The sequence below is a fragment of the Streptomyces yerevanensis genome (genome assembly GCF_000716805.1).
GTDB classification, from domain to species: Bacteria; Actinomycetota; Actinomycetes; order Streptomycetales; family Streptomycetaceae; genus Streptomyces; species Streptomyces flaveus.
The window spans coordinates 18,311-38,359 of record NZ_JNWJ01000011.1 but is presented as its reverse complement, the minus strand read 5'-3'; the positions used below and the strand labels follow the sequence as shown (position 1 = coordinate 38,359).

The window sequence follows — 20,049 nt, the reverse complement described above, 5'->3', positions numbered from 1 at the left end:
GCTAACGGCCAGGGGGCTCCAGCCCCAGCATCCGGTCCTTCAGCGCCGGGAACTGATCCCTCGTCACGCCCACCTTCCCCGGGTCGAACTCCACCGTGAGCACCTCCTCGTCCGCGCCCGCCTCCGCCAGTACCTCGCCCCACGGATCCACCACGATCGAGTGACCGGCCTGCGGAACTCCCGCATGCGTACCGGCCGTTCCACACGCGAGGACGTAGGACTGGTTCTCCACCGCGCGGGCCTGGGCCAGCAGCGTCCAGTGGGAGCGGCGGCGTTCGGGCCAGCCGGCGGGGATGACGAGGGTTTCGGCGCCGGCGTCGACGAGGCGGCGGAAGAGCTCGGGGAAGCGGAGGTCGTAGCAGGTCGCCAGGCCGAGCGTGGTCGACGGCAGTCGTACGGTGACGACATCGGCGCCCGCGCTCATCAGCACCGCCTCGCCCTTGTCGAAGCCGAAGCGGTGGATCTTTCGGTACGAGGCGGCCAGTTCGCCGGAGGGGGAGAAGACGAGTGAGGTGTTGTAGAGGAGGCCGTCGGGGTCCCGCTCGGGGATGGAGCCCGCGTGCAGCCATACGCCCGCGTCGCTCGCCGCCTTGGCCATCACCTCGTACGTCGGCCCGTGCAGCGGCTCGGCCTGAGTCCCGAAGGACTCGTAGGCGAACGCCCCCGTTGTCCACAGTTCGGGCAGCACGACCAGATCGGCACCGGCCTGCTCGCGGACGAGGGCGGCCACACGCTGTCGGCGCGCGTCGATCGATTCGCCCCCTTTGCCGTCGTATACACCGATCTGGATGAGGGAGGCGCGCACACTACCACCGTCCTGGCATTCGACCCGCGAAACGGGCCTACGATCGTCACACGAAAGCACTGCCGGGGTGCCTTGCAGCAGCGTAACTTAGCGGTCCAAGACACCTATGCCCGCGCACGAACCGCCCGAGGGGTCCCGTGAGTCTCCATCCCAGTCTTCAGAACTATGCCGACGCCTGGACCCACTCAGTGGAAGCGATATCCGAGCTGGTGCAGCCGCTCGTGGAGGGTGAGTGGAACCGGCGGACCCCCTGCCCGGGCTGGTCGGTCCGCGATGTGGTCTCGCATGTGATCGGTATGGACTGCGAGATGCTCGGCGACCCGCGCCCGATCCACACGCTGCCGCGCGATCTGTACCACGTGTCGAACGAGCACCAGCGGTACATGGAGATGCAGGTCGACGTACGCCGTCACCACACGGCACCGGAGATGACGTCCGAGCTGGAGTACACGATCATCCGCCGCAACCGGCAGCTGCGGAACGAGTCGCGCGAGCCGCACGCCAAGGTGCGCGGTCCGCTGGGCTCGGAGATCACCCTCGAACAGTCCATGCGGTACCGCGCGTTCGACGTCTGGGTGCACGAGCAGGACCTGCGCGCCGCGCTCGGCCGGCCGGGCAATCTGGACTCGCCGGGTGCGTACATCGTGCGGGACGATCTGCTCGCCGTGCTGCCGAAGGTCGTCGCCAAGGAGGCGGGCGCGCCCGCGAACTCCGCGGTCGTCTTCGACGTGCACGGACCGGTCGACTTCCTGCGCACGGTCCGCGTCGACTCCGAGGGCCACGGCACGATAGACGGCGCCGTCTCGCTCGGTCCGGCGGCCACCCTCACGCTCGACTGGGAGACGTACTTCCGGCTGGCCTGCGGCCGGGTCACCGTCGACTCGGTGGCGGACCGCATCAAGACGGAGGGCGATCCGGAGCTGGCGGCGGCGATCCTGCGGCACTTCGTGGTCACGCAGTAGCGCACGCATCGGCGAGGGCCGCGGGTGCGCCGGACGCCTGAGCGGGGATCGGGCCCCGGCGGGCGCGGGGGTGTTCGCCTCGTGGCCCGCCGTCAGGCTGTCGCACACCTGGCCCGCGCCGTACCGCGAAGGGCAGTTACGAAGAACCGCCACGCGTCACGCGGGCACGTGCACCGTCTCCACCCGGCTCGCGACCAGCCGTTCGCGCTCGCGGCGGGCGGCCTGGCGGCGCAGGCGGAGGATCTGGCCGAGGCCGAGCGCCTGGAGCACGAACACCGTGGAGAAGGCGACGCCGTAGTCGTCACCGGTGGCGTCCAGCAGCGCACCGATCGCGAACAGCGTCGTCATCGAGGCGACGAAACCGCCCATGTTCGTGATTCCGGAGGCCGTGCCCTGACGCTCGGGCGGGTTCGCGGGGCGAGCGAAGTCGAAGCCGATCATCGAGGCGGGGCCGCAGGCGCCGAGCACCGTGCAGAGCACGATCAGCAGCCACATCGGGGCATGGTCGGCGGGGTATGCGAGCGTGGCGGCCCAGACGGCCGCCGTCGACAGCACCGTGCCGAGCGCCAGCGGAAGCCGTGCCGCGTGGTGCCGGGCGACGATCTGCCCGTACACCAGGCCGATGGCCATGTTGGAGAGCACGACCAGTGTCAGCAGCTCACCGGCCGTCGCCCGCGAAAGACCCTGCGCCTCGACGAGGAAGGGCAGGCCCCACAGCAGCAGGAACACCATCGCCGGGAACTGCGTGGTGAAGTGCACCCACAGCCCCAGCCGCGTCCCGGGCTCCCGCCAGGACGCGGCGATCTGCCGGCGCACATACGCGGCGCCGTAGTGCGGGAACGGCTCCGGCTCGTGTCCCTCGGGGTGGTCCTTGAGGAACAGCAGCATGAGTACGAGGACGAGGACGCCCGCGAGCGAGCTGCCCGCGAAGGCCGCGGTCCAGCCGACGCCGTGCAGCAGCCGGGCCAGGACGAGCGTCGAGACGAGGTTGCCCGCCATGCCCACCAGGCCCGCCATCTGCGCGACCATCGGGCCGCGCCGGGCCGGGAACCAGCGCGCGCCGAGCCGCAGCACGCTGATGAACGTCATCGCGTCACCGCAGCCGAGCAGCGCGCGAGCGGCCAGCGCCATCCCGTACGAGGGCGAGAAGGCGAAGCCCAGCTGACCTGCCGTGAACAGGACCACGCCGATGGTCAGCACCTTCTTGGTGCCGAGCCGGTCCACCAGCAGGCCGACGGGTATCTGCATGCCCGCGTAGACGAGGAGCTGGAGGATCGAGAAGGTGGACAGCGCGGAGGCGCCCACGTCGAAGCGGTCGGCGGCGTCGAGTCCGGCCACCCCCAGGGACGTACGGAAGATGACCGCGACGAAGTAGACGGCGACGCCGACGGACCAGACGAGGACGGCCCGGCGGCCGCCGGGCGGATCGCCGGGGAGGGCAGCGGTCGTGGAGCGTCCCCCAACGGTCATCGGACCTCACCCCGGGCGAGGTTGGAGAACCAGCTGACGTGCCGGTGGACCAGGTCGACGGCCGCCTCCGCGTCGCCGGAGCGCAGCGCTTCGAGGATCTCGCGGTGCTCGGTGAGCGTCTTGGTGACGCGGTCGGGGTGGGCGTGCATGACGGCGACGCCCATACGCAACTGCCGGTCGCGGAGCTGGTCGTAGAGCCGCGAGAGGATCGCGTTCCCTCCACTGCGGACGATCTCGGCGTGGAAGCAGCGGTCGGTGACGGCGGCTGCCGCCAGGTCGCCGGCCTCGGCCTGCTCCCGCTGCTTCTCCAGGAGCTGCGTGAGGCGCTCGATGAGCGCGGGCGAGGCCGGCACCGCCTTGCGGATCGCGTGCTCCTCGACGAGCTGCCGGGTCTCCACGACATCGGCGATCTCCTGCGCGGAGACGGGCAGGACCAGCGCGCCCTTCTTCGGGTAGAGCTTGATCAGCCCCTCGACCTCGAGCTTCAGCAGCGCCTCGCGCACGGGGGTTCGTGACACCCCGACCGCCTCGGCCAGCTCGCCCTCGGTGAGCAGCGTTCCGCCCTCGTACCGGCGCTCCAGGACGCCCTGCTTGACGTGGGCGTAGACGCGTTCGGCGGCGGGAGGTTGTTTGGCGGGCGGCTGCTTGGCTGGTCCGGACACGGTGTCGGTCGATGTCGGGGAGGGCGCTGCAGGCATGCGCACAGCATAGATACAACACGTACGCATCGTCGCGGGCCGTCCAGGATGCGGACGTGTGGCGTCAATGTGGACCCCGCCCTACGAGCGGTACATCCATCTGTGCTACTTACGTGTCATACGTGTCGCAGGAGACGGCGACTCGCTCAAGCGACCGCCCATTCAGGGCATTTGAGGCACTCAACGCAATCGGGGTACTCGACTTGAAAACCGGCATCAAGGGCGTACGGTTCCGCAGAGCTGCCGCCGTGGTCATGACCACCGGAGCCATGTTCGCGACCGGAGCCCTCACCGCGGCGCCCGCAACGGCCCTCACCGCGCCCACGATCGCCGCCAAGGGCGGCTACGTGATGAACAACGGCACGGCCAGGACGCTCTACACGAAGGCCGCGGACACCCGCCGCTCCACCGGCTCGACCACGAAGATCATGACCGCGAAGGTCGTACTGTCGCAGCCGAACCTCAACCTGGACGCCAAGGTCACGGTCCAGAAGGCGTACAGCGACTACATCGTCCAGAACAACTGGGCCTCGAACGCCAAGCTGATCGTCGGCGACAAGGTAACGGTCCGTCAGCTGCTGTACGGGCTGATGCTGCCGTCCGGCTGCGACGCCGCGTACGCGCTCGCCGACAAGTTCGGCTCCGGCACGACGCGGGCCGCCCGCGTGAAGTCGTTCATCGGCAAGATGAACAAGCAGGCCAGGGACCTCGGCCTGGCGAACACTCACTTCGACTCGTTCGACGGCATCGGCAGGGGCGCGAACTACTCCACGCCGCGCGACCTGACGAAGATCGCCAGCAGTGCGATGAAGAACTCCACGTTCCGCTCGATCGTCAAGACGAAGTCGTACACAGCGAAGACGACGACGAGGACCGGCGGCACCCGCACGATGGCGCCGTGGACGAACACGAACCCCCTCCTCGGCACCTACACCGGCGCCATCGGCGTCAAGACCGGCTCCGGCCCGGAGGCTGGGTACTGCCTGGTCTTCGCCGCCACCCGCAACGGCAAGACGGTCATCGGCACGGTGCTCGCGTCGACTTCGTCGACGAGCCGCGCATCGGACGCGAAGAAGATGATGAATTACGCCTTCGCGCGGTAGAGCGCTCGCTCTTGGAGGCTGACGTCAGAGCGTCGGCTCCAGAGGTACGACGGAGAAGGCCCGCCGGCGCCTACACGGCATGCTGCGGGCCCTCTCCGAACCCCGGCGCCGGCCAGCGGCGCCGGGGCCACCCGTTTCTGAACGCAGGCACTCACGCAGGGCGCGGCGGAACGGCGTGAAGCTCCACCGGGATTCACGGACTCACCGCCCGGGCCAGGGGACACGTAGATCCGAGCGGCGATCTCCACCGCCCGTTCCAGGCTGTCGACCCCGGTCACCCGGTATCCGACCAGGAACTGTTCGTCCGGTCGGTACGGCCCCTGGCAAAAGGGGCGCCGCAATCCGAACTTGCGGCGCCCCCTTCATCGTTGGACCTACCCGGTCGACAGCCTCACGCCCAAGTGATCAGCCGCTTCGGCTGCTCCAGGATCGCCGCCACATCCGCCAGCACCTTGGAGCCCAGTTCGCCGTCCACCAGACGGTGGTCGAAGCTGAGCGCCAGCGTGGTGACCTGGCGGGGCTTCACCTTGCCCTTGTGGACCCAGGGCTGGAGCTTGATGGTGCCGACGGCGAGGATCGCGGACTCGCCAGGGTTGAGGAGCGGCGTACCCGTGTCGACGCCGAAGACTCCGACGTTCGTGATCGTGACCGTACCACCCTGCATGGCAGCGGGGGATGTCCTGCCCTCGCGGGCTGTTGACACCAACTCGCCGAGTGCCTGCGCCAGTTCGGGCAGGGTCTTGGTGTGGGCGTCCTTGATGTTCGGGACGATCAGGCCGCGGGGGGTGGCCGCCGCGATGCCCAGGTTCACGTAGTGCTTGAGCACGATCTCCTGGTTCGCCTCGTCCCAGGACGCGTTCACCTCGGGGTTTCGCTTGATTGCCACCAGGAGGGCCTTGGCGATGAGCAGGAGGGGGTTCACGCGCAGGCCCGCGAGGTCCTTGTCCTGCTTGAGCTCCTCGATGAGCTTCATCGTGCGGGTCACGTCGACCGTCACGAACTCCGTGACATGCGGTGCCGTGAACGCCGAGTCGATCATCGCGGTCGCCGTGGCCTTGCGGACGCCCTTGATGGGGATACGGGTCTCACGGGCGCCTTCGTGCGACACCGCCGCCGGTGCCTGCGCCGGTGATGGAGCGGCTACAGGGGTCTGCACCGGCTCGGGAGCCGGGGGCGCCGACGCCGCGTACACGTCCTCGCGCGTGATGACCCCGTCCGGACCGGACGGGGTGACCGTCGCCAGGTCCACACCCAGGTCCTTGGCCAGCTTGCGCACCGGCGGCTTCGCCAGAGGACGGCCCACCGGAGACGGGCGGTCCACAGGACTCGTGTGCCCGTTCAGCTCACCCTGGACCGCAGCCGCCGCCTCGGGCTGCTGGGCCCGTGCCTGGGCCTGGGCCTGTTGAACCGGAACCCCCTTACGGGGACGCCGCTTCGTCGACGCCTCGGCCACGCCGTACCCGACCAGGACCGGCTTGCGCCCCTCGGGCTTCGGCGCCTGTGGTGCGGGCGGAGCCGGAGCCTGAGCCGGAGTCTCGGCAGACGTCTCGGACTCCGCGACCGAAGGAGCACCACCGGCCCCACCGGCCCCGGCATCCCCACCGCCCTCGTCGACCGTGATGATCGCCGTGCCCACGTCGACCGTCGTCCCCTCGGGGAAGCGAAGCTCCCGCACCACCCCGTTGTACGGAATCGGCAGCTCGACGGCCGCCTTCGCCGTCTCGACCTCGCAGACCACCTGCCCGTCCGTGACGGTGTCACCGGGCTGGACGTACCACTTGAGGATCTCGGCTTCGGTGAGTCCCTCGCCCACGTCGGGCATCTTGAACTCCCGCACGGACGCTTCCGTCATCGTCGTCACGACCCTCTCCTCAGTACGCCAGCGAGCGGTCGACGGCATCGAGCACCCGGTCCAGGCCCGGCAGGTACTCGTCCTCCAGGCGTGCCGGCGGATACGGGGCGTGGTAGCCGCCGACCCTCAGGACGGGTGCCTCCAGGTGGTAGAAGCACCGCTCCGTGATACGCGCGGCGATCTCCGCTCCGGAGCCGAAGAACACCGGGGCCTCGTGGACCACGACCAGGCGGCCGGTCTTCTGGACCGAGGCCTGGACGGTGTCGAAGTCGATCGGCGAGACCGAGCGCAGGTCCAGGACCTCCAGCGACTTGCCCTCCTCCTGGGCGGCGTTCGCGACCTCCTGGCAGACCTTCACCATCGGGCCGTACGCGGCCAGCGTCAGGTCGCTGCCCTCACGCACCACACGAGCCTTGTGCAGCGGCCCGGGGATCGCCTCGGGGTCGACCTCGGCCTTGTCCCAGTAGCGCCGCTTGGGCTCGAAGAAGATCACCGGGTCGTCGCTGTGGATGGCCTGCTGCATCATCCAGTAGGCATCGCTCGCGTTCGACGGCGAGACCACCTTCAGGCCCGCCACATGCGCGAACAGCGCCTCCGGGGACTCGGAGTGGTGCTCGACGGCGCCGATTCCGCCGCCGTACGGAATACGGATGACGACCGGCAGCTTGATCTTACCGAGCGCTCGCGCGTGCATCTTCGCGAGCTGCGTGACGATCTGGTCGTACGCCGGGAAGACGAAGCCGTCGAACTGGATCTCCACCACCGGGCGGTAGCCGCGCAGCGCCAGGCCGATCGCCGTGCCGACGATGCCCGACTCGGCGAGCGGGGTGTCGATGACCCGGTCCTCGCCGAAGTCCTTCTGCAGACCGTCGGTGACACGGAAGACACCGCCGAGCTTGCCGACGTCCTCGCCCATGATCAGGACCTTGGGGTCGGTGTCGAGGGCCGTACGCAGCGATTCGTTGATCGCCTTGGCCAGCGCCATCTTTTCTGCCGCCATCGCTACTCGCCCTCCCCTTCCGCAACGAACGACGCCTGGTAGGCGGCGAACTGGGCCCGCTCCTCGTCGACGAGCGCGTGCCCGTCCGCGTACACGTTCTCGAAGATGGCGAAGTGGTCCGGGTCCGGCATGGCACGTACCACTTCGCGCACTCGCCTGCCCAACGCCTCGCTCTCGGCTTCGAGTTCCCCGAAAAACCCCTCATCCGTGTCAGTTTCGGACGCGAGATAGCTGCGCAGGCGCTGGATCGGGTCCTTCGCCTCCCACGAAATCCGCTCGTCGTCGTGCCGATAGCGGCTCGGGTCATCGGAGGTGGTGTGCGCGCCCATGCGGTACGTGAACGCCTCGACGAGGGTGGGTCCCTCGCCCCTGCGGGCCCGCTCCAGGGCCCATTTGGTGACGGCCAGGCAGGCCAGTACGTCATTGCCGTCGACGCGTACGCCCGGGAAGCCGTAGCCCTGCGCGCGCTGGTAGAGCGGGACGCGGGTCTGCTTCTCGGTGGGCTCGGAGATCGCCCACTGGTTGTTCTGGCAGAAGAACACCACGGGGGCGTTGTAGACCGCGGAGAAGGTGAACGATTCGGCAACATCGCCCTGACTGGAGGCGCCGTCTCCGAAGTACGCGATCACGGCCGAGTCCGCGCCGTCCTTGGCCACGCCCATCGCGTAGCCGGTGGCGTGCAGGGTCTGCGAGCCGATGACGATCGTGTAGAGGTGGAAGTTGTTGCTGTTGGGGTCCCAGCCGCCGTTGTTCACGCCGCGGAACATGCCGAGCAGATTGGTCGGGTCGACGCCGCGGCACCAGGCGACGCCGTGCTCGCGGTAGGTCGGAAAGACGTAGTCGTCGTCGCGCAGGGCCCGCCCGGAGCCGATCTGGGCGGCCTCCTGGCCGAGCAGTGAGGCCCACAGGCCCAGCTCGCCCTGGCGCTGCAGTGAGGTCGCCTCGGCGTCGAAGCGGCGGGTGAGCACCATGTCTCGGTACAGACCGCGCAGCTCTTCGGGGGTGATGTCGGCGACGTACGGGTCGTACTCGGCGTGCTTGACGCGCTTGCCCTCCGGCGTCAGCAGCTGCACGAGCTCGGTGCTCGGGCTCGGTGGCTTCTTGGCGCTGGTGCGTTTCGTACCGGCGCTGCGTCGCGGCTTGCGCGCGGCAGTGCTCTCCACGGTCACGTGTGCTCCTCCGTCGGTCCGGCCCCCCGGGATTGCCGGGTGACCAGTGCGGCTCGCCTGTTCCGGTACCCGTGCACGGGTAGGTGCCCTCGGCCGGGAACAGGCGTGACAGGTGCCCCGGCGAGCGCCCTGCAACAGGCACGTTACCCAGTGCCCCACACCTGTGGGAAACCCCTCCTGACCTGCATTTTTGCTTGGATATCCAAGTAACCTCTAGTTCGGATTTCCTAACAGTTCGCGCAGGTCGGGAACAGCCGCTGGTCACAGCCTTGCAGGGGGCCGGAACACCGGCACGTTATCCCGGTCACCCTGGGGACGGGAAGAGTTCGCCTCGGTGGAGCAATGAGCGCACTTGTGGCCGAGCGGGGACGCCATCCAGCACCATCCAGAACCACATGGACACCGTCTGTGACAAACGCAAGGTCAACGGCATGTCCCGTGCCCTAACATCTGGCGCGTGCCGCGCTCATCTGTACTCCCCGCTCCCTCCCCCGCGCCCCCACTGGGCGCCCTGCTGCGGCGCTACGCCGCCGGGAGCCCCCTGGCCTGCGAACCCGTCGACCAGGGGCTGCTCAACCGCGGCTACCGGCTCGCCACGACCCGCGGCCGGTACTTCCTCAAGCACCACTTCGACCCCGAGACCGCCGACCCGGCCGCGATCGCCCGTCAGCACCGCGCGACCCGGCGCCTAGCCGACCTCGGCGTCCCGGTGGCCCCGCCGCTGGCCGGCACCGACGGCCGTACGGTCGCCGTCATCGGCGGCCACGCCTACGCACTGCACCCCTGGATCGACGGCCGCCACCGCGACGGCGCCCAGCTGACCGAGGAGCAGTGCCGGCGCCTCGGGGCGCTCCTGGGTGTCGTACACGCCTCCCTGGAGCGGGTGATGCCACGGCGGCGGGCCGAGGCCCGGGCAGAGAGCGCCGATCCCGCCGACGCCTTCGCGCTCATCGACGACCTGCTCGCCCGGGTGCGCCGCCACCGCCCGCCGGACGCCTTCGACGAGCTGGCCCGCCACCGGCTCCTGGAACGGCGGGCTCTCCTGGAGCGGCACGCCGACCGGCGCCCGCCGCAGGGCGGTTCGGTCGGCTGGGTGCACGGGGACTTCCATCCCTTCAACGTGCTCTACAAGGGCGATGCTCCCGCCGCGATCGTCGACTGGGACCGCCTCGGCGTCCAGCCGCGGGCCGAGGAGGCCGTACGCGCTGCGGTGATCTTCTTCGTACGTCCCGACGGTGCTCTCGATCTGGCGAAAGTGCGGGCCTACGCGCGCGCGTACCGGCGTTCCGCGCATGCCGGCCCGGTCGAACTCTCGGCTGCCGTGCACCGCGTGTGGTGGGAGCGGCTCAACGACTTCTGGATACTGCGCTGGCACTACGAGCGCGGGGACACCCGCGCCGACCCGCAGTTCCCGGCGGTTTCCGCGCTCGCCGTGTGGTGGACGAAGGAGTACGCGGCGGTCTGCGAGGCGTTCGTGGGGTGAGGCGCGGCCACAGGGCACGCGCGCGTGGAGCCTGCCGAACGGCACGCGCGCGTGGAGCCCGTTTTCGGGCCGCACGCGCGCGTGGAGGGTGCTTCGGGATCGGTTACTGCTCGCCCGGGTCGCCGACACCACCGACGGCGGCATCCGACGGATCATCCGTCGGCTCGACAGACGGATCATCCGTCGGCTCGACAGACGGATCATCCGTCGGCTCTGTCGGCGTGGACTCCGAGGGCGTGGGCTCGCCCGTGGGTTCGGTCGGCTTCTGCGTCGGCTCCTGAGTCGGGTCGTCCGTCGGCTCGAACGTCGGCGGCGTGTAGTCCTGGTCACCGCCAGTGCCGGCGCCGTCGTCCTGCGTTTCCTCTTCCGTCGCCTCGGACGAAGGGCTCTCGCTCGGCGTCGGGTCCTTCTCGGTCTGCGAGGTCGTCGGCGACTGCGTGGTGCCGCCGTCCCCGTCATCGTCGCCGCCCTTGTTCTGGAGGGCCAGCGCGACGCCCGCCGTGATGGCGACCACCGCGAGTACAGCCAGGATCCACAGCTTGCCGCGCCCGCTGCCCCGGTTGCCGTTGCCCGCGAAACCCCCGTCGTCGCCGCCCGAGCCGCGGTTCGGCAGGATCGGGGAGGGGATCTGCGTGGTGCCCGAGTCGCTGTGGTGCGGCATGACGTTCGTACCCGCCATGCCGATCGCCGGGGTGCTGCCGCTCTCGTGCATCATCACGGGACCGGTGTTCCAGTTGCCGCCGGTGTGGCTGCCCTGGTCGTACAGCATCTGCAGCGCGTACTGGACAAGCCCGCGCATCTCCTCGGCGGTCTGGAACCGGTCGTCCGGGTCCTTCGCGAGGGAGCGCATGACCAGGCCGTCCAGCTCCGGCGGCGCCACGTCCGAGGCTTCGGAAGGGGGCACCGGAATGTCCTGGACGTGCTGGTAGACCACCGACAACGGGGTCTCACCCGTGAACGGCGGCCGCAGCGAGAGAAGTTCGTACAGCAGACAGCCCGTCGCATACAGGTCGCTGCGGTGGTCGACGGCCTTGCCGAGCGCCTGCTCGGGCGAGAGGTACTGGGGCGTGCCCATGACCATGCCGGTCTGGGTCATCGTCGACTGCGCGCCGTGCAGGGCGCGCGCGATGCCGAAGTCCATCACCTTCACCGCGCCCGCGTTGGTGATGATCACGTTCGCGGGCTTGATGTCACGGTGCACGATGCCGTGCTGGTGCGAGTACGCCAGCGCCTCAAGAACACCGGAGACGATGATCAGTGCCTGCTCGGGCCCGGGTGCCTCGGCGTTGAGCAGCAGATCGCGGATCGTACGGCCCTCGACGAGCTCCATGACGATGTACGGCACGGTGTTGCCGGCGATCACGTCCTCGCCGGAGTCGTAGACCGCCACCACCGCATGGTGGTTGAGGCCCGCCACCGACTGGGCCTCGCGCGTGAAGCGGGCCTTGGACACCGGGTCCTCGGCCAGGTCGGAACGGAGCAGCTTGACCGCGACCGTACGCCCCAGGCGTACGTCCTCGGCGGCGAACACCTCGGCCATGCCGCCCCGGCCGAGTCTGCTGGTCAGCCGATACCGGCCGTCCCCGACAAGCCCGCCGTTACCCCACATGTCCGGCGCATCTGACATACCGCCGCCAGTCGCCTCGGGGTCGGACGGGCCCTGAGCGCGCTGCTGCTGTGCCATCAGTCCTCGCCGTCGTTTCACCCGCGTCCGCGCGGTGGTTGTTACCGTCTCCAACGGGCCACGCTACAGCCTCCACACGAGGCTCCGGTCCGAGATGGACGGGTCATGAAACCCGTAGCGGGTCTCCGGGTGCAAATTCTGTGTACCGGCCGCACGTCACCTGTAACGCTTCCGCGACTCTTCTTTCGCGTACGGTCACGGATCGGGCACCGCGCTTGACGTGTCAGTGCCCTCGGGCAGACTTGGCCGGGAATGGACAAAGGATCACCGGCCGCGGGAGCACGCCAGCAGCTTTGGTCCGCGCGACGGCGCACGCCGATGGGGGACGCAGAACATGAGCCAGGACGGCGCACAGGGCCGGTACGCGGGGCGTGCGGTCGCCGGCGGCCGCTATCAGCTGCGTGATCTGCTCGGCGAAGGCGGCATGGCCTCGGTCCATCTCGCATACGACTCGGTACTCGACCGACAAGTAGCGATCAAGACACTTCACACCGAACTGGGACGCGAACAGGCCTTCCGCGAGCGCTTCCGCCGCGAGGCCCAGGCAGTGGCCAAACTCACGCACACGAACATCGTCTCGGTCTTCGACACCGGCGAGGACGATCTTGGTGGCGTGATCACTCCGTACATCGTCATGGAGTACATCGAGGGCAAGCCGCTCGGCTCCGTCCTCGAGGCGGACATCGCGCAGTACGGCGCGATGCCCGCCGACAAGGCCCTGAAGATCACCGCGGACGTGCTGGCGGCGCTGGAGATCAGCCACGAGATGGGCCTGGTCCACCGCGACATCAAGCCGGGCAACGTCATGATGACGAAGCGGAACGTCGTCAAGGTGATGGACTTCGGCATCGCCCGCGCCATGCAGTCCGGTGTCACCTCCATGACCCAGACCGGCATGGTGGTCGGCACCCCGCAGTACCTCTCCCCGGAACAGGCGCTCGGCCGGGCCGTGGACGCCCGCTCCGACCTGTACTCCGTCGGCATCATGCTCTTCCAGCTGGTCACCGGACGACTGCCGTTCGACGCGGACATACCGATCGCGATCGTGTACGCGCACGTCCAGGAGGAGCCCGTCGTGCCCTCCTCGATCAACCGCTCGCTGCCACCGGCCGTGGACGCGCTGATCGCCCGCGCCCTGAAGAAGAACCCGAACGAGCGTTTCCCGAGCGCCGAGTCGATGCGTGACGAGTGCCAGCGCGTGGCCCAGTCGCTGCACACGGCCGCGCCCAGCATCGTCCCGGGCGCGCAGACGTCGAGCGGCGCCGGTGTCGGCTCCGCGGTCTTCCCGCCGGTCGACCCCGCGGCACCGGGCCCGGCGGGGAACGTCCAGACGCCGTACACACCCGGTCCGTATGGCCCGCCGACCCCCTCGCCCGCGCCCGCGCCGTACTCCCCGGCCTACGGCTATCCGCAGCAGGGTGGCTACGCCACGCCTCCGCAGACCGCGGCGTACTCCCCGCAGCAGGGCCTGTCGACCCCGCCGCCGTACACGATCTCCCCGCAGCAGCCCTCGGCCCCCTCCCCGGGCGGCGGCGGCCGCAAGAGCAACCTGCCGGTGATCATCGGCTCGGCCGTCGTCGCGCTGGCCGCTGTCGTCGGCCTGATCGTGGCACTGAACCTGGACGGGGACGGCAGCAACGAGGGCGGTGGCGACGACGCCGGCGCCACCGTCAGCGCGTCGGCGACGCAGGAGCAGAAGGCCGAGTACAAGGCTCCGGATCCCTCGAAGACGATCGAGGCGGAGGAGTGCACGGAGCCGGACGAGTCGTACAACGACCCCAACAAGATCAAACTGCCCGACTTCTCCTTCAAGAACATCGATTCGGTGAAGAAGTGCCTGCAGCAAGCGGGCTGGCAGTACGAAGAGAGGCCGGTCGACGAGAACACCTTCGGCGACGGCACGGTCATGAAGCAGTTCCCCGCGAAGGACACGGACGTCGACCCCAAGAACATGCCGAAGATCCAGCTCGATGTCTCGACGGGCAATCCCGCCTGATCCTCGGGCCGCCAGATCCTCCGGACATCGATCCTCAATGCCACGCGAAGGGGCCCGGCATCCGTGCCGGGCCCCTTGTCTCTGCGCGCTGCCGCTCTACACGTACGGCTCTACAGATACGGCACTCACAGGTACGGCCCGCCCGAGCGGCCGCCCTTGTGCGGCTCGTCGTCGCCCTCGCCGCCGACGCCCGGCGGCAGAGCGCGGCGCATCTGCTCCAGCTGAGCACGGGCTGCCATCTGCTGGGCGAACAAGGTCGTCTGGATTCCGTGGAAGAGGCCCTCCAGCCAGCCCACCAACTGGGCCTGCGCGATACGCAGCTCCGCGTCGGAGGGGACCGACTGTTCCGTGAACGGCAGGGACAGCCGCTCCAGTTCCTCGACGAGGTCGGGAGCGAGACCGTCCTCCAGCTCCTTCACCGAGCTGGCGTGGATCTCCTTGAGGCGGACCCGGCTCGCCTCGTCCAGAGGTGCCGCGCGCACCTCCTCCAGCAACTGCTTGATCATGCTCCCGATGCGCATGACCTTGGCGGGCTGCTCCACCATCTCCGTCACCGGGACCTCGCGGGAGTCGTCGTCTCCTCCGCCGCCGAGAGCCATCCCGTCCTGGCCAACGACCAGGATCTGTGGGTTCTCCGGCGACCTTTCGTTCCTCGGCATCTCCATGCCGCCATTCTCTCGCACCCGTACACCTCACCACCTTGGTGCCCCCTCGCGAAAGTGATCCACCGTGTACGGAGCCGGTGTTCGCGTCGGGCGGACAGTGAGTTCGCTGCGTGACCGAGATGCCGGGGCGCGGGGCCCGTGTGACGCTTGATGCGTCTTGGCGCCCGAGCACCGGGAGGGGGTCATCGACGTGACTCCGTGGCTTCGCACGCTGAGCTCAGTCGGCCTGCTACTGCTCCTGACGACGGCCCCCGCCCACGCCTCGTACGCCTCGTCCGTCGCGCCGCCCGCCGCTTCGTACGCCGTCGAGCCCGACCCCGGCGAGTCGCGCGCCGGCAGCCATGCGGGCGTGGGGCGGGAGAGGCCGGGCCGGGAGCCTGCGCCGGGGGAGGACGCCCTACGCCCGGAGATCGACCCCGGCGTCCCGGAGGTGCCGGACATCCCGGTCGGTCCATTGACCACCGTCGGCCCCGCCGTGGGCTTCGAGCCGTCACCGCACGCCGCGCCGCCGCCCTCCCCGGAACCCGTGCCGCACGTCCTCCCCCTGGGCAGCGGACTGGTCCTCATCGGCCTCGGCCTGGGGCTCGCGTTCCTCGGCCTGCGCGTACGGCGCGGCTGAGACGCGTACGAGAGCGTGCACGGTGCCGTACGGGGGCGTGCTGGGCGCCTTGCGGGCACCCGCGAAGAGCCGGGTGCCCGCCGCGAGCGTGCTGAAGGGGCCTTACGGGAGCGTCAGCAGCACCTTCCCGATGTTCCCGCTCTCCTCCAGCACGCGGTGCGCCGCGGCTGCCTCGCTCATCGGCAGCTCACGGTCGACGACCGGGCGTACATGGCCGCCGGCGATCAGCGGCCAGACGTGCTCGCGTACGGCCGCGACGATCGCCGCCTTCTCGGCGACGGGCCGGCCACGCAAGGAGGTCGCGGTGATGGCGGCCCGCTTGCCCAGGAGTGTGGCGATGTTCAGCTCGCCCTTGACGCCGCCCTGCATGCCGATGATCGCGAGGCGGCCGTTGGTGGCGAGGGCCTTGACGTTCCGGTCCAGGTACTTGGCGCCCATGATGTCGAGGATGACGTCCGCGCCCGCACCGTCCGTGGCGGCCTTGATCTCCTCGACGAAGTCCTGCTCGCGGTAGTCGATGAGCACGTCCGCGCCGAGTTCCGCGCAGTACGCCAGCTTCTCCTTGCTGCCCGCCGTGACGGCGACCTTCGCGCCGACCGCCTTCGCCAGCTGGATCGCCATGGTGCCGATGCCGCTCGCGCCACCGTGCACGAGGAGGGTCTCGCCGGGGCGGAGGTGGGCGATCATGAAGACGTTGGACCAGACCGTACAGCTCACCTCGGGCAGCGCGGCCGACTGCTGAAGCTCGATGCCCTCGGGCACGGGCAGCAGCTGTCCGGCCGGTACGGCGACCTTCTCGGCGTACCCGCCGCCCGCGAGCAGCGCGCACACCTCGTCGCCGACGGACCATCCCGAGACGCCGGGGCCGAGCTCGGCGATCCGTCCGGAGCATTCGAGGCCCGGGTACGGGGAGGTGCCGGGCGGCGGGTCGTAGAAGCCCTGCCGCTGGAGCAGATCGGCGCGGTTGACCGCCCCGGCCACCACCTCGACCAGCACTTCGCCCTCCCCTGGCACCGGATCCGGGACCTCGTCCCACACCAGCGCCTCGGGCCCACCAGGTTCAGGAATCGTGATCGCACGCATGCGGCGAGGCTACTCCCGGGGGTCCGGCGGACCGATGGCCCCTCCTGCCGCTCAGGCCTCGGGCAGACGCTTGATGTCGGGCGCGACCTGCGTGTGCGGCGACTTCCGCACGATGGTGATCAGACGGTCCGTCAACTGGAGCTTCCCGATGGCCGGTTCGTCGTATCCGAGCACGCGATGCCCTCGTACGACACTGACGACCAGGTCGTCCACATCCCGCGGCCCGCGCCCCACCTCGGCCTTCACAACGGGCCGTTCGACGATGTCGAGCCCACTGCCCTGCTGGATGAGGTCCTCCAGGACCATGCCCGCACTGGGGCTGAGCACCGAGAGTCCGAGCAGCCGTCCGGCCGCGCTCGCGCTGGTGATGACGACATCGGCGCCGGACTGACGCAGCAGCGGCGCGTTCTCCTCCTCGCGGACCGCGGCCACGATCTTCGCCCCGCGATTGAGCTGCCGGGCCGTCAGCGCCACGAGTACGGCGGTGTCGTCGCGCTGGGTCGCGATGATGATCTGCCGCGCCTTCTGCACCTCGGCCCTCAGGAGTACGTCGCTGCGCGTGGCGTCGCCGACCACGCCCGCGAACCCGTCCGCCGTCGCCGCGTCGACCACCTTCGAGCTGGGGTCGACGACCACGACCTGCTCCTTCTTCAGGCCCGTCGCACACACGGTCTGAATCGCCGAGCGGCCCTTCGTCCCGAAGCCGATGACAACGGTGTGCTCTCTCAAAGCGGTCCTCCAGCGGTTCAGTCGCCATTCCTCCCGGGTGCGTTCGGTGAGGACCTCGAGAGTGGTGCCGACCAGGATGATCAGGAAGAGCACGCGCAGTGGCGTGATCACGAAGATATTGGTGAACCGGGCGGCGTCACTGACCGGGGTGATGTCGCCGTACCCGGTGGTGGAGAGGGTGACGGTCGCGTAGTAGAACGCGTCGAGCAGGTCGACCGAGCCGTCGGAGTTGTCGTTGTAGCCGTCGCGGTCGAAATAGACGATGAAGGCGGTGCCGACCAGCAACAGCAGCGCCATCACGACCCGTTTGGCGACCTGCCGCAGCGGGCGTTCCACCGTTCTGCGGGGAAGCGACACCCGATGGGTCACAAGTCGTTCGTCCGCCTGGCGGGCGATCGCGTCATGGCCCGGAAGTTTCACGTGAAACACTCCCCGATCCGGTTCATATGAGAGTCCCCCCGACCCGATTCATGCGATGCCTGCCCCAATCCCGGCCGTCGCCCACGGCAGCTCGAGAATCTCCAGCTCCTGGCCGGGGTGGCCACCGCCGGGCGGGACGACCGCGAGCGCGTCGGCCACGGCGATGCCGCGCAGCATGGCCGGGCCGTTGTAGTGCAGCGGCACGGCCCGGTCCTCGCGCAGCACGACGGGGATCAGCCGGGTGTCGTACGGATGCCCGTGCGCCGCGTCCCCCAGGGGCAGCGTGTACGGCTCCGGGGCCGGGCGTCCCGCGAGGGTACGCAGCAGGGGTTCGGCGAGCGTGAGCAGGCCGGAGACGGCGGCGAGGGGGTTGCCGGGTAGGCCGACGAGGTGCTGGTTCTCCTTGGTACGGGCCAGCAGCATGGGGTGGCCGGGGCGCACCTTGACGCCATTCACCAGGAGCTGGGCGCCGAGGCGGCGCAGGGTGGGGTGGACGTGGTCGACCGGGCCCGCGGCGGTGCCGCCGGTGGTGACGATGAGGTCGGCTTCGGAGTGCTGCAGCGCCTTGTGCAACGCCTCGGCATCGTCACCGAGCCTGCGCACCGCGATGACGTCCGCGCCGAGCGCGCGCAGCCAGGGTGGCAGCATCGGGCCGAGCGCGTCGCGGATCAGGCCCTCGTGGGGCAGACCCTCGGTGAGCAACTCGTCGCCCAGGACGAGGACTTCGGCGCGTGGGCGCGGGACGGCGGAGACGGTGTCGTATCCGGCGGCGGCGGCGAGCCCGAGCACGGGCGGGGTGATCAGCGTCCCGGAAAGCAGGAGGGCGTCCCCGGAGCGGCATTCCTGGCCGCGCGGGCGGATGTCCTGGCCGTGCACGACGTCCCGGGTCGCGTGCAGCCGGTCGTTGTCGTCGGTGCGGCCGTGCTCGCTGCGCAGGACGGCGGTGGCGTCCTGCGGGATGCGTGCGCCGGTTGCGATCCGGACCGCCTCGCCGTCGGTGAGCGGCGCCGGCTCGGCGTGCCCGGCAAGCACCCCTTCCGGCCGGACGTGCCAGGGGCCGGGTCCGGCGACCGCCCAGCCGTCCATCGCGGACGTGTCGAACGACGGGAGGTCCGTGAGGGCGGTGAGGGAGGCGGCGAGAACGAGGCCCGGTGCGGCGTCGAGCGGGACGGACACGGGGGCGGCCGGGGCGCGAGGGGCTCGCTCGGCGGTGGCGCGCGCTTCTGGCCAGGGGGTGGCCTCGCCGGGCCGGTGGGCATCGCTTGACCGGTGGGCATCGCTGTCCTTGACCAAGGCGAGGGCCTCCTCCACGTCGAGGTCGGCGTCCTCGTACTGCCCGTGGGCGGTCATCCGGCGTCCGGGCGCGCATCGGTGGCGGTCCCGGGGTCGGACGGGGCGGCTGTGGTGGTCCCGGGGTCGGACGGGGCCGCGGTGGCGTCCTCCTCCGCCCAGCGCAGCGCGAGCGCTGTCGCCTTGCGGGCGGCCTCGGCCACCGCCTCGGGTCCTCCCTTGGCCTGCGCCGCCGCGTATCCGACGAGGAACGTCGTCAGCGGTGCCGCTGGCCTGGCCACACCGTGCGCGGCGTCGCGGGCGAGATCGAGCAGGATGCCGATGTCGACATCGAGGTCGATGCCCAACTCTTCCTTGACTGCGGAAATCCATTCATCCAACACGTGCCCATGCTCCCTGATACGTGCCCGGGCGGTAGCAATGTCGTCCCAGGTGTCGCAGTCGAAGGACGCGACGGGATCGGTGATACGGGTGAGGTCGAGCGCACCGGTGAACAGACGCAGCGGCAGCCCGGCCAGACCACCGTGCTCGGCGTCGAGCGCCGCCAGCTCACGACGCAGCGCCGAACTCCGGTACGCGGCCACGAGCGGCTGGTCGCGGCCGTCGGGGTCGGTGAGCAGCACGCCTTCGGTGTCGGTCGACCGAAGGGCCGCCAGCAGCCGTCGTACCGTCCCCTCGCCGAGGAACGGCAGATCGGCGGAGAGCACCACGACGTACGCCGCCGAGGTCCGCCGGAGCCCCGCGTCGAGCGCGGCCAACGGCCCCGCGCCGGGCGGGTCCTCGCGCGCCCACAGCACCGGGCGCGCGGTGGCCCTGCGGTCGGCCACGACCACGGTGGTCGCGGCAGTGGAGCAGGCGGCCAGGACCCGGTCGAGCAGCGGGCGTCCGCCCACGCGCACACCGGGCTTGTCGGCGCCGCCGAGCCGCCGGGCGGCACCTCCGGCGAGCACGACGGCGTCGTGTACGTCTACCTCGGGATCGCCGGGGGGCTGGTACGCGGTCACCCCACGAGTATGCGTGC

17 protein-coding genes are annotated in these 20,049 nt (G+C 70.1%); 5 read left to right on the top strand and 12 right to left on the bottom strand.

Annotation, left to right across the window (positions count from 1 at the left end; translation table 11 throughout):
* Nucleotide 1: 1 nt before the first annotated feature.
* Complete coding sequence (locus OP79_RS13475) at nt 2-805, bottom strand: carbon-nitrogen family hydrolase (protein WP_033320392.1); 804 nt, start codon at nt 803-805, stop codon at nt 2-4.
* A gap of 137 nt (nt 806-942) precedes the next feature.
* Between OP79_RS13475 and OP79_RS13470 the strand changes: the two genes are divergently transcribed.
* Entirely contained in the window at nt 943-1,767 is an 825-nt protein-coding gene (locus OP79_RS13470; protein WP_033320391.1) for a maleylpyruvate isomerase family mycothiol-dependent enzyme, read from the top strand.
* A 156-nt stretch (nt 1,768-1,923) separates the two neighbouring features.
* Here OP79_RS13470 and OP79_RS13465 read toward each other — a convergent pair whose 3' ends face one another.
* Nucleotides 1,924-3,237 (bottom strand): MFS transporter, encoded by a 1,314-nt coding sequence (locus tag OP79_RS13465; RefSeq protein WP_033320390.1) that lies wholly within the window; start codon nt 3,235-3,237, stop codon nt 1,924-1,926.
* Nucleotides 3,234-3,935, bottom strand: a complete 702-nt coding sequence (locus OP79_RS13460) for a GntR family transcriptional regulator (protein ID WP_033320389.1) — start codon at nt 3,933-3,935, stop codon at nt 3,234-3,236. The genes OP79_RS13465 and OP79_RS13460 overlap by 4 nt, the downstream gene beginning before the upstream one ends.
* Nucleotides 3,936-4,138: 203 nt before the next feature.
* On the opposite strand from OP79_RS13460, the gene OP79_RS13455 reads away from it, so the two are divergent.
* Nucleotides 4,139-5,038, top strand: coding sequence for a D-alanyl-D-alanine carboxypeptidase family protein (locus tag OP79_RS13455; protein WP_033320388.1), 900 nt, complete (start codon nt 4,139-4,141; stop codon nt 5,036-5,038).
* Between the two features lie 391 nt (nt 5,039-5,429).
* Here the strand turns inward: OP79_RS13455 and OP79_RS13450 are convergent, their stop codons facing one another.
* The 3 genes from OP79_RS13450 to pdhA are packed head-to-tail and all read right to left on the bottom strand — an operon-like array spanning nt 5,430 to nt 9,059.
* The gene (locus tag OP79_RS13450; protein ID WP_033320387.1) at nt 5,430-6,899 is read right to left on the bottom strand and encodes a dihydrolipoamide acetyltransferase family protein; all 1,470 of its coding nucleotides are present in this window, start codon (nt 6,897-6,899) and stop codon (nt 5,430-5,432) included.
* Between the two features lie 10 nt (nt 6,900-6,909).
* Nucleotides 6,910-7,890 (bottom strand): alpha-ketoacid dehydrogenase subunit beta, encoded by a 981-nt coding sequence (locus OP79_RS13445; protein WP_033320386.1) that lies wholly within the window; start codon nt 7,888-7,890, stop codon nt 6,910-6,912.
* A gap of 2 nt (nt 7,891-7,892) precedes the next feature.
* Complete coding sequence (pdhA, locus tag OP79_RS13440) at nt 7,893-9,059, bottom strand: pyruvate dehydrogenase (acetyl-transferring) E1 component subunit alpha (protein WP_033320385.1); 1,167 nt, start codon at nt 9,057-9,059, stop codon at nt 7,893-7,895.
* A 457-nt stretch (nt 9,060-9,516) separates the two neighbouring features.
* Here pdhA and OP79_RS13435 point away from each other — a divergent pair, with 457 nt between their 5' ends.
* Nucleotides 9,517-10,542 carry a phosphotransferase gene (locus tag OP79_RS13435; protein WP_033320384.1) on the top strand — a complete coding sequence of 342 codons (1,026 nt, stop codon included), beginning with the start codon at nt 9,517-9,519 and terminating at the stop codon, nt 10,540-10,542.
* 103 nt (nt 10,543-10,645) lie between these two features.
* On the opposite strand, the gene OP79_RS13430 is transcribed toward OP79_RS13435, so the two are convergent.
* A complete protein-coding gene (locus OP79_RS13430) occupies nt 10,646-12,226 on the bottom strand; it encodes a protein kinase domain-containing protein (RefSeq protein ID WP_033320383.1) in 1,581 nt (526 codons plus the stop codon).
* Nucleotides 12,227-12,560: 334 nt separating this feature from the next.
* Between OP79_RS13430 and OP79_RS13425 the strand changes: the two genes are divergently transcribed.
* Nucleotides 12,561-14,222, top strand: a complete 1,662-nt coding sequence (locus tag OP79_RS13425; RefSeq protein ID WP_033320382.1) for a protein kinase domain-containing protein — start codon at nt 12,561-12,563, stop codon at nt 14,220-14,222.
* 125 nt (nt 14,223-14,347) lie between these two features.
* Here the strand turns inward: OP79_RS13425 and OP79_RS13420 are convergent, their stop codons facing one another.
* Entirely contained in the window at nt 14,348-14,887 is a 540-nt protein-coding gene (locus OP79_RS13420; protein ID WP_033320381.1) for a bacterial proteasome activator family protein, read from the bottom strand.
* Between the two features lie 190 nt (nt 14,888-15,077).
* Here OP79_RS13420 and OP79_RS13415 point away from each other — a divergent pair, with 190 nt between their 5' ends.
* Nucleotides 15,078-15,506 (top strand): hypothetical protein, encoded by a 429-nt coding sequence (locus OP79_RS13415; protein WP_157857308.1) that lies wholly within the window; start codon nt 15,078-15,080, stop codon nt 15,504-15,506.
* A 102-nt stretch (nt 15,507-15,608) separates the two neighbouring features.
* On the opposite strand, the gene OP79_RS13410 is transcribed toward OP79_RS13415, so the two are convergent.
* Genes OP79_RS13410 through OP79_RS13395 form a run of 4 tightly spaced genes read right to left on the bottom strand, consistent with a single transcriptional unit; the run spans nt 15,609 to nt 20,032 of the window.
* On the bottom strand, nt 15,609-16,589 hold the full coding sequence (locus OP79_RS13410; RefSeq protein ID WP_033320380.1) for an NAD(P)H-quinone oxidoreductase: 981 nt from the start codon (nt 16,587-16,589) through the stop codon (nt 15,609-15,611).
* Between the two features lie 51 nt (nt 16,590-16,640).
* Nucleotides 16,641-17,747, bottom strand: a complete 1,107-nt coding sequence (locus OP79_RS13405; RefSeq protein WP_211270783.1) for a potassium channel family protein — start codon at nt 17,745-17,747, stop codon at nt 16,641-16,643.
* Between the two features lie 39 nt (nt 17,748-17,786).
* Complete coding sequence (locus OP79_RS13400) at nt 17,787-19,088, bottom strand: molybdopterin molybdotransferase MoeA (RefSeq protein WP_033320378.1); 1,302 nt, start codon at nt 19,086-19,088, stop codon at nt 17,787-17,789.
* Nucleotides 19,085-20,032, bottom strand: coding sequence for an NTP transferase domain-containing protein (locus OP79_RS13395; protein ID WP_033320377.1), 948 nt, complete (start codon nt 20,030-20,032; stop codon nt 19,085-19,087). Before OP79_RS13395 ends, OP79_RS13400 begins: the two co-directional genes overlap by 4 nt.
* Nucleotides 20,033-20,049: the final 17 nt, after the last annotated feature.

Excerpts from the sequence above, each read along its gene's own strand:
- OP79_RS13465 (WP_033320390.1), bottom strand. The coding sequence starts at position 3,237 with ATGACCGTTGGGGGACGCTCCACGACCGCTGCCCTCCCCGGCGATCCG.
- OP79_RS13460 (WP_033320389.1), bottom strand. The coding sequence starts at position 3,935 with ATGCCTGCAGCGCCCTCCCCGACATCGACCGACACCGTGTCCGGACCA.
- OP79_RS13445 (WP_033320386.1), bottom strand. The coding sequence starts at position 7,890 with ATGGCGGCAGAAAAGATGGCGCTGGCCAAGGCGATCAACGAATCGCTG.
- OP79_RS13430 (WP_033320383.1), bottom strand. The coding sequence starts at position 12,226 with ATGGCACAGCAGCAGCGCGCTCAGGGCCCGTCCGACCCCGAGGCGACT.
- OP79_RS13425 (WP_033320382.1), top strand. The coding sequence starts at position 12,561 with ATGAGCCAGGACGGCGCACAGGGCCGGTACGCGGGGCGTGCGGTCGCC.
- OP79_RS13420 (WP_033320381.1), bottom strand. The coding sequence starts at position 14,887 with ATGGAGATGCCGAGGAACGAAAGGTCGCCGGAGAACCCACAGATCCTG.
- OP79_RS13410 (WP_033320380.1), bottom strand. The coding sequence starts at position 16,589 with ATGCGTGCGATCACGATTCCTGAACCTGGTGGGCCCGAGGCGCTGGTG.
- OP79_RS13400 (WP_033320378.1), bottom strand. The coding sequence starts at position 19,088 with ATGACCGCCCACGGGCAGTACGAGGACGCCGACCTCGACGTGGAGGAG.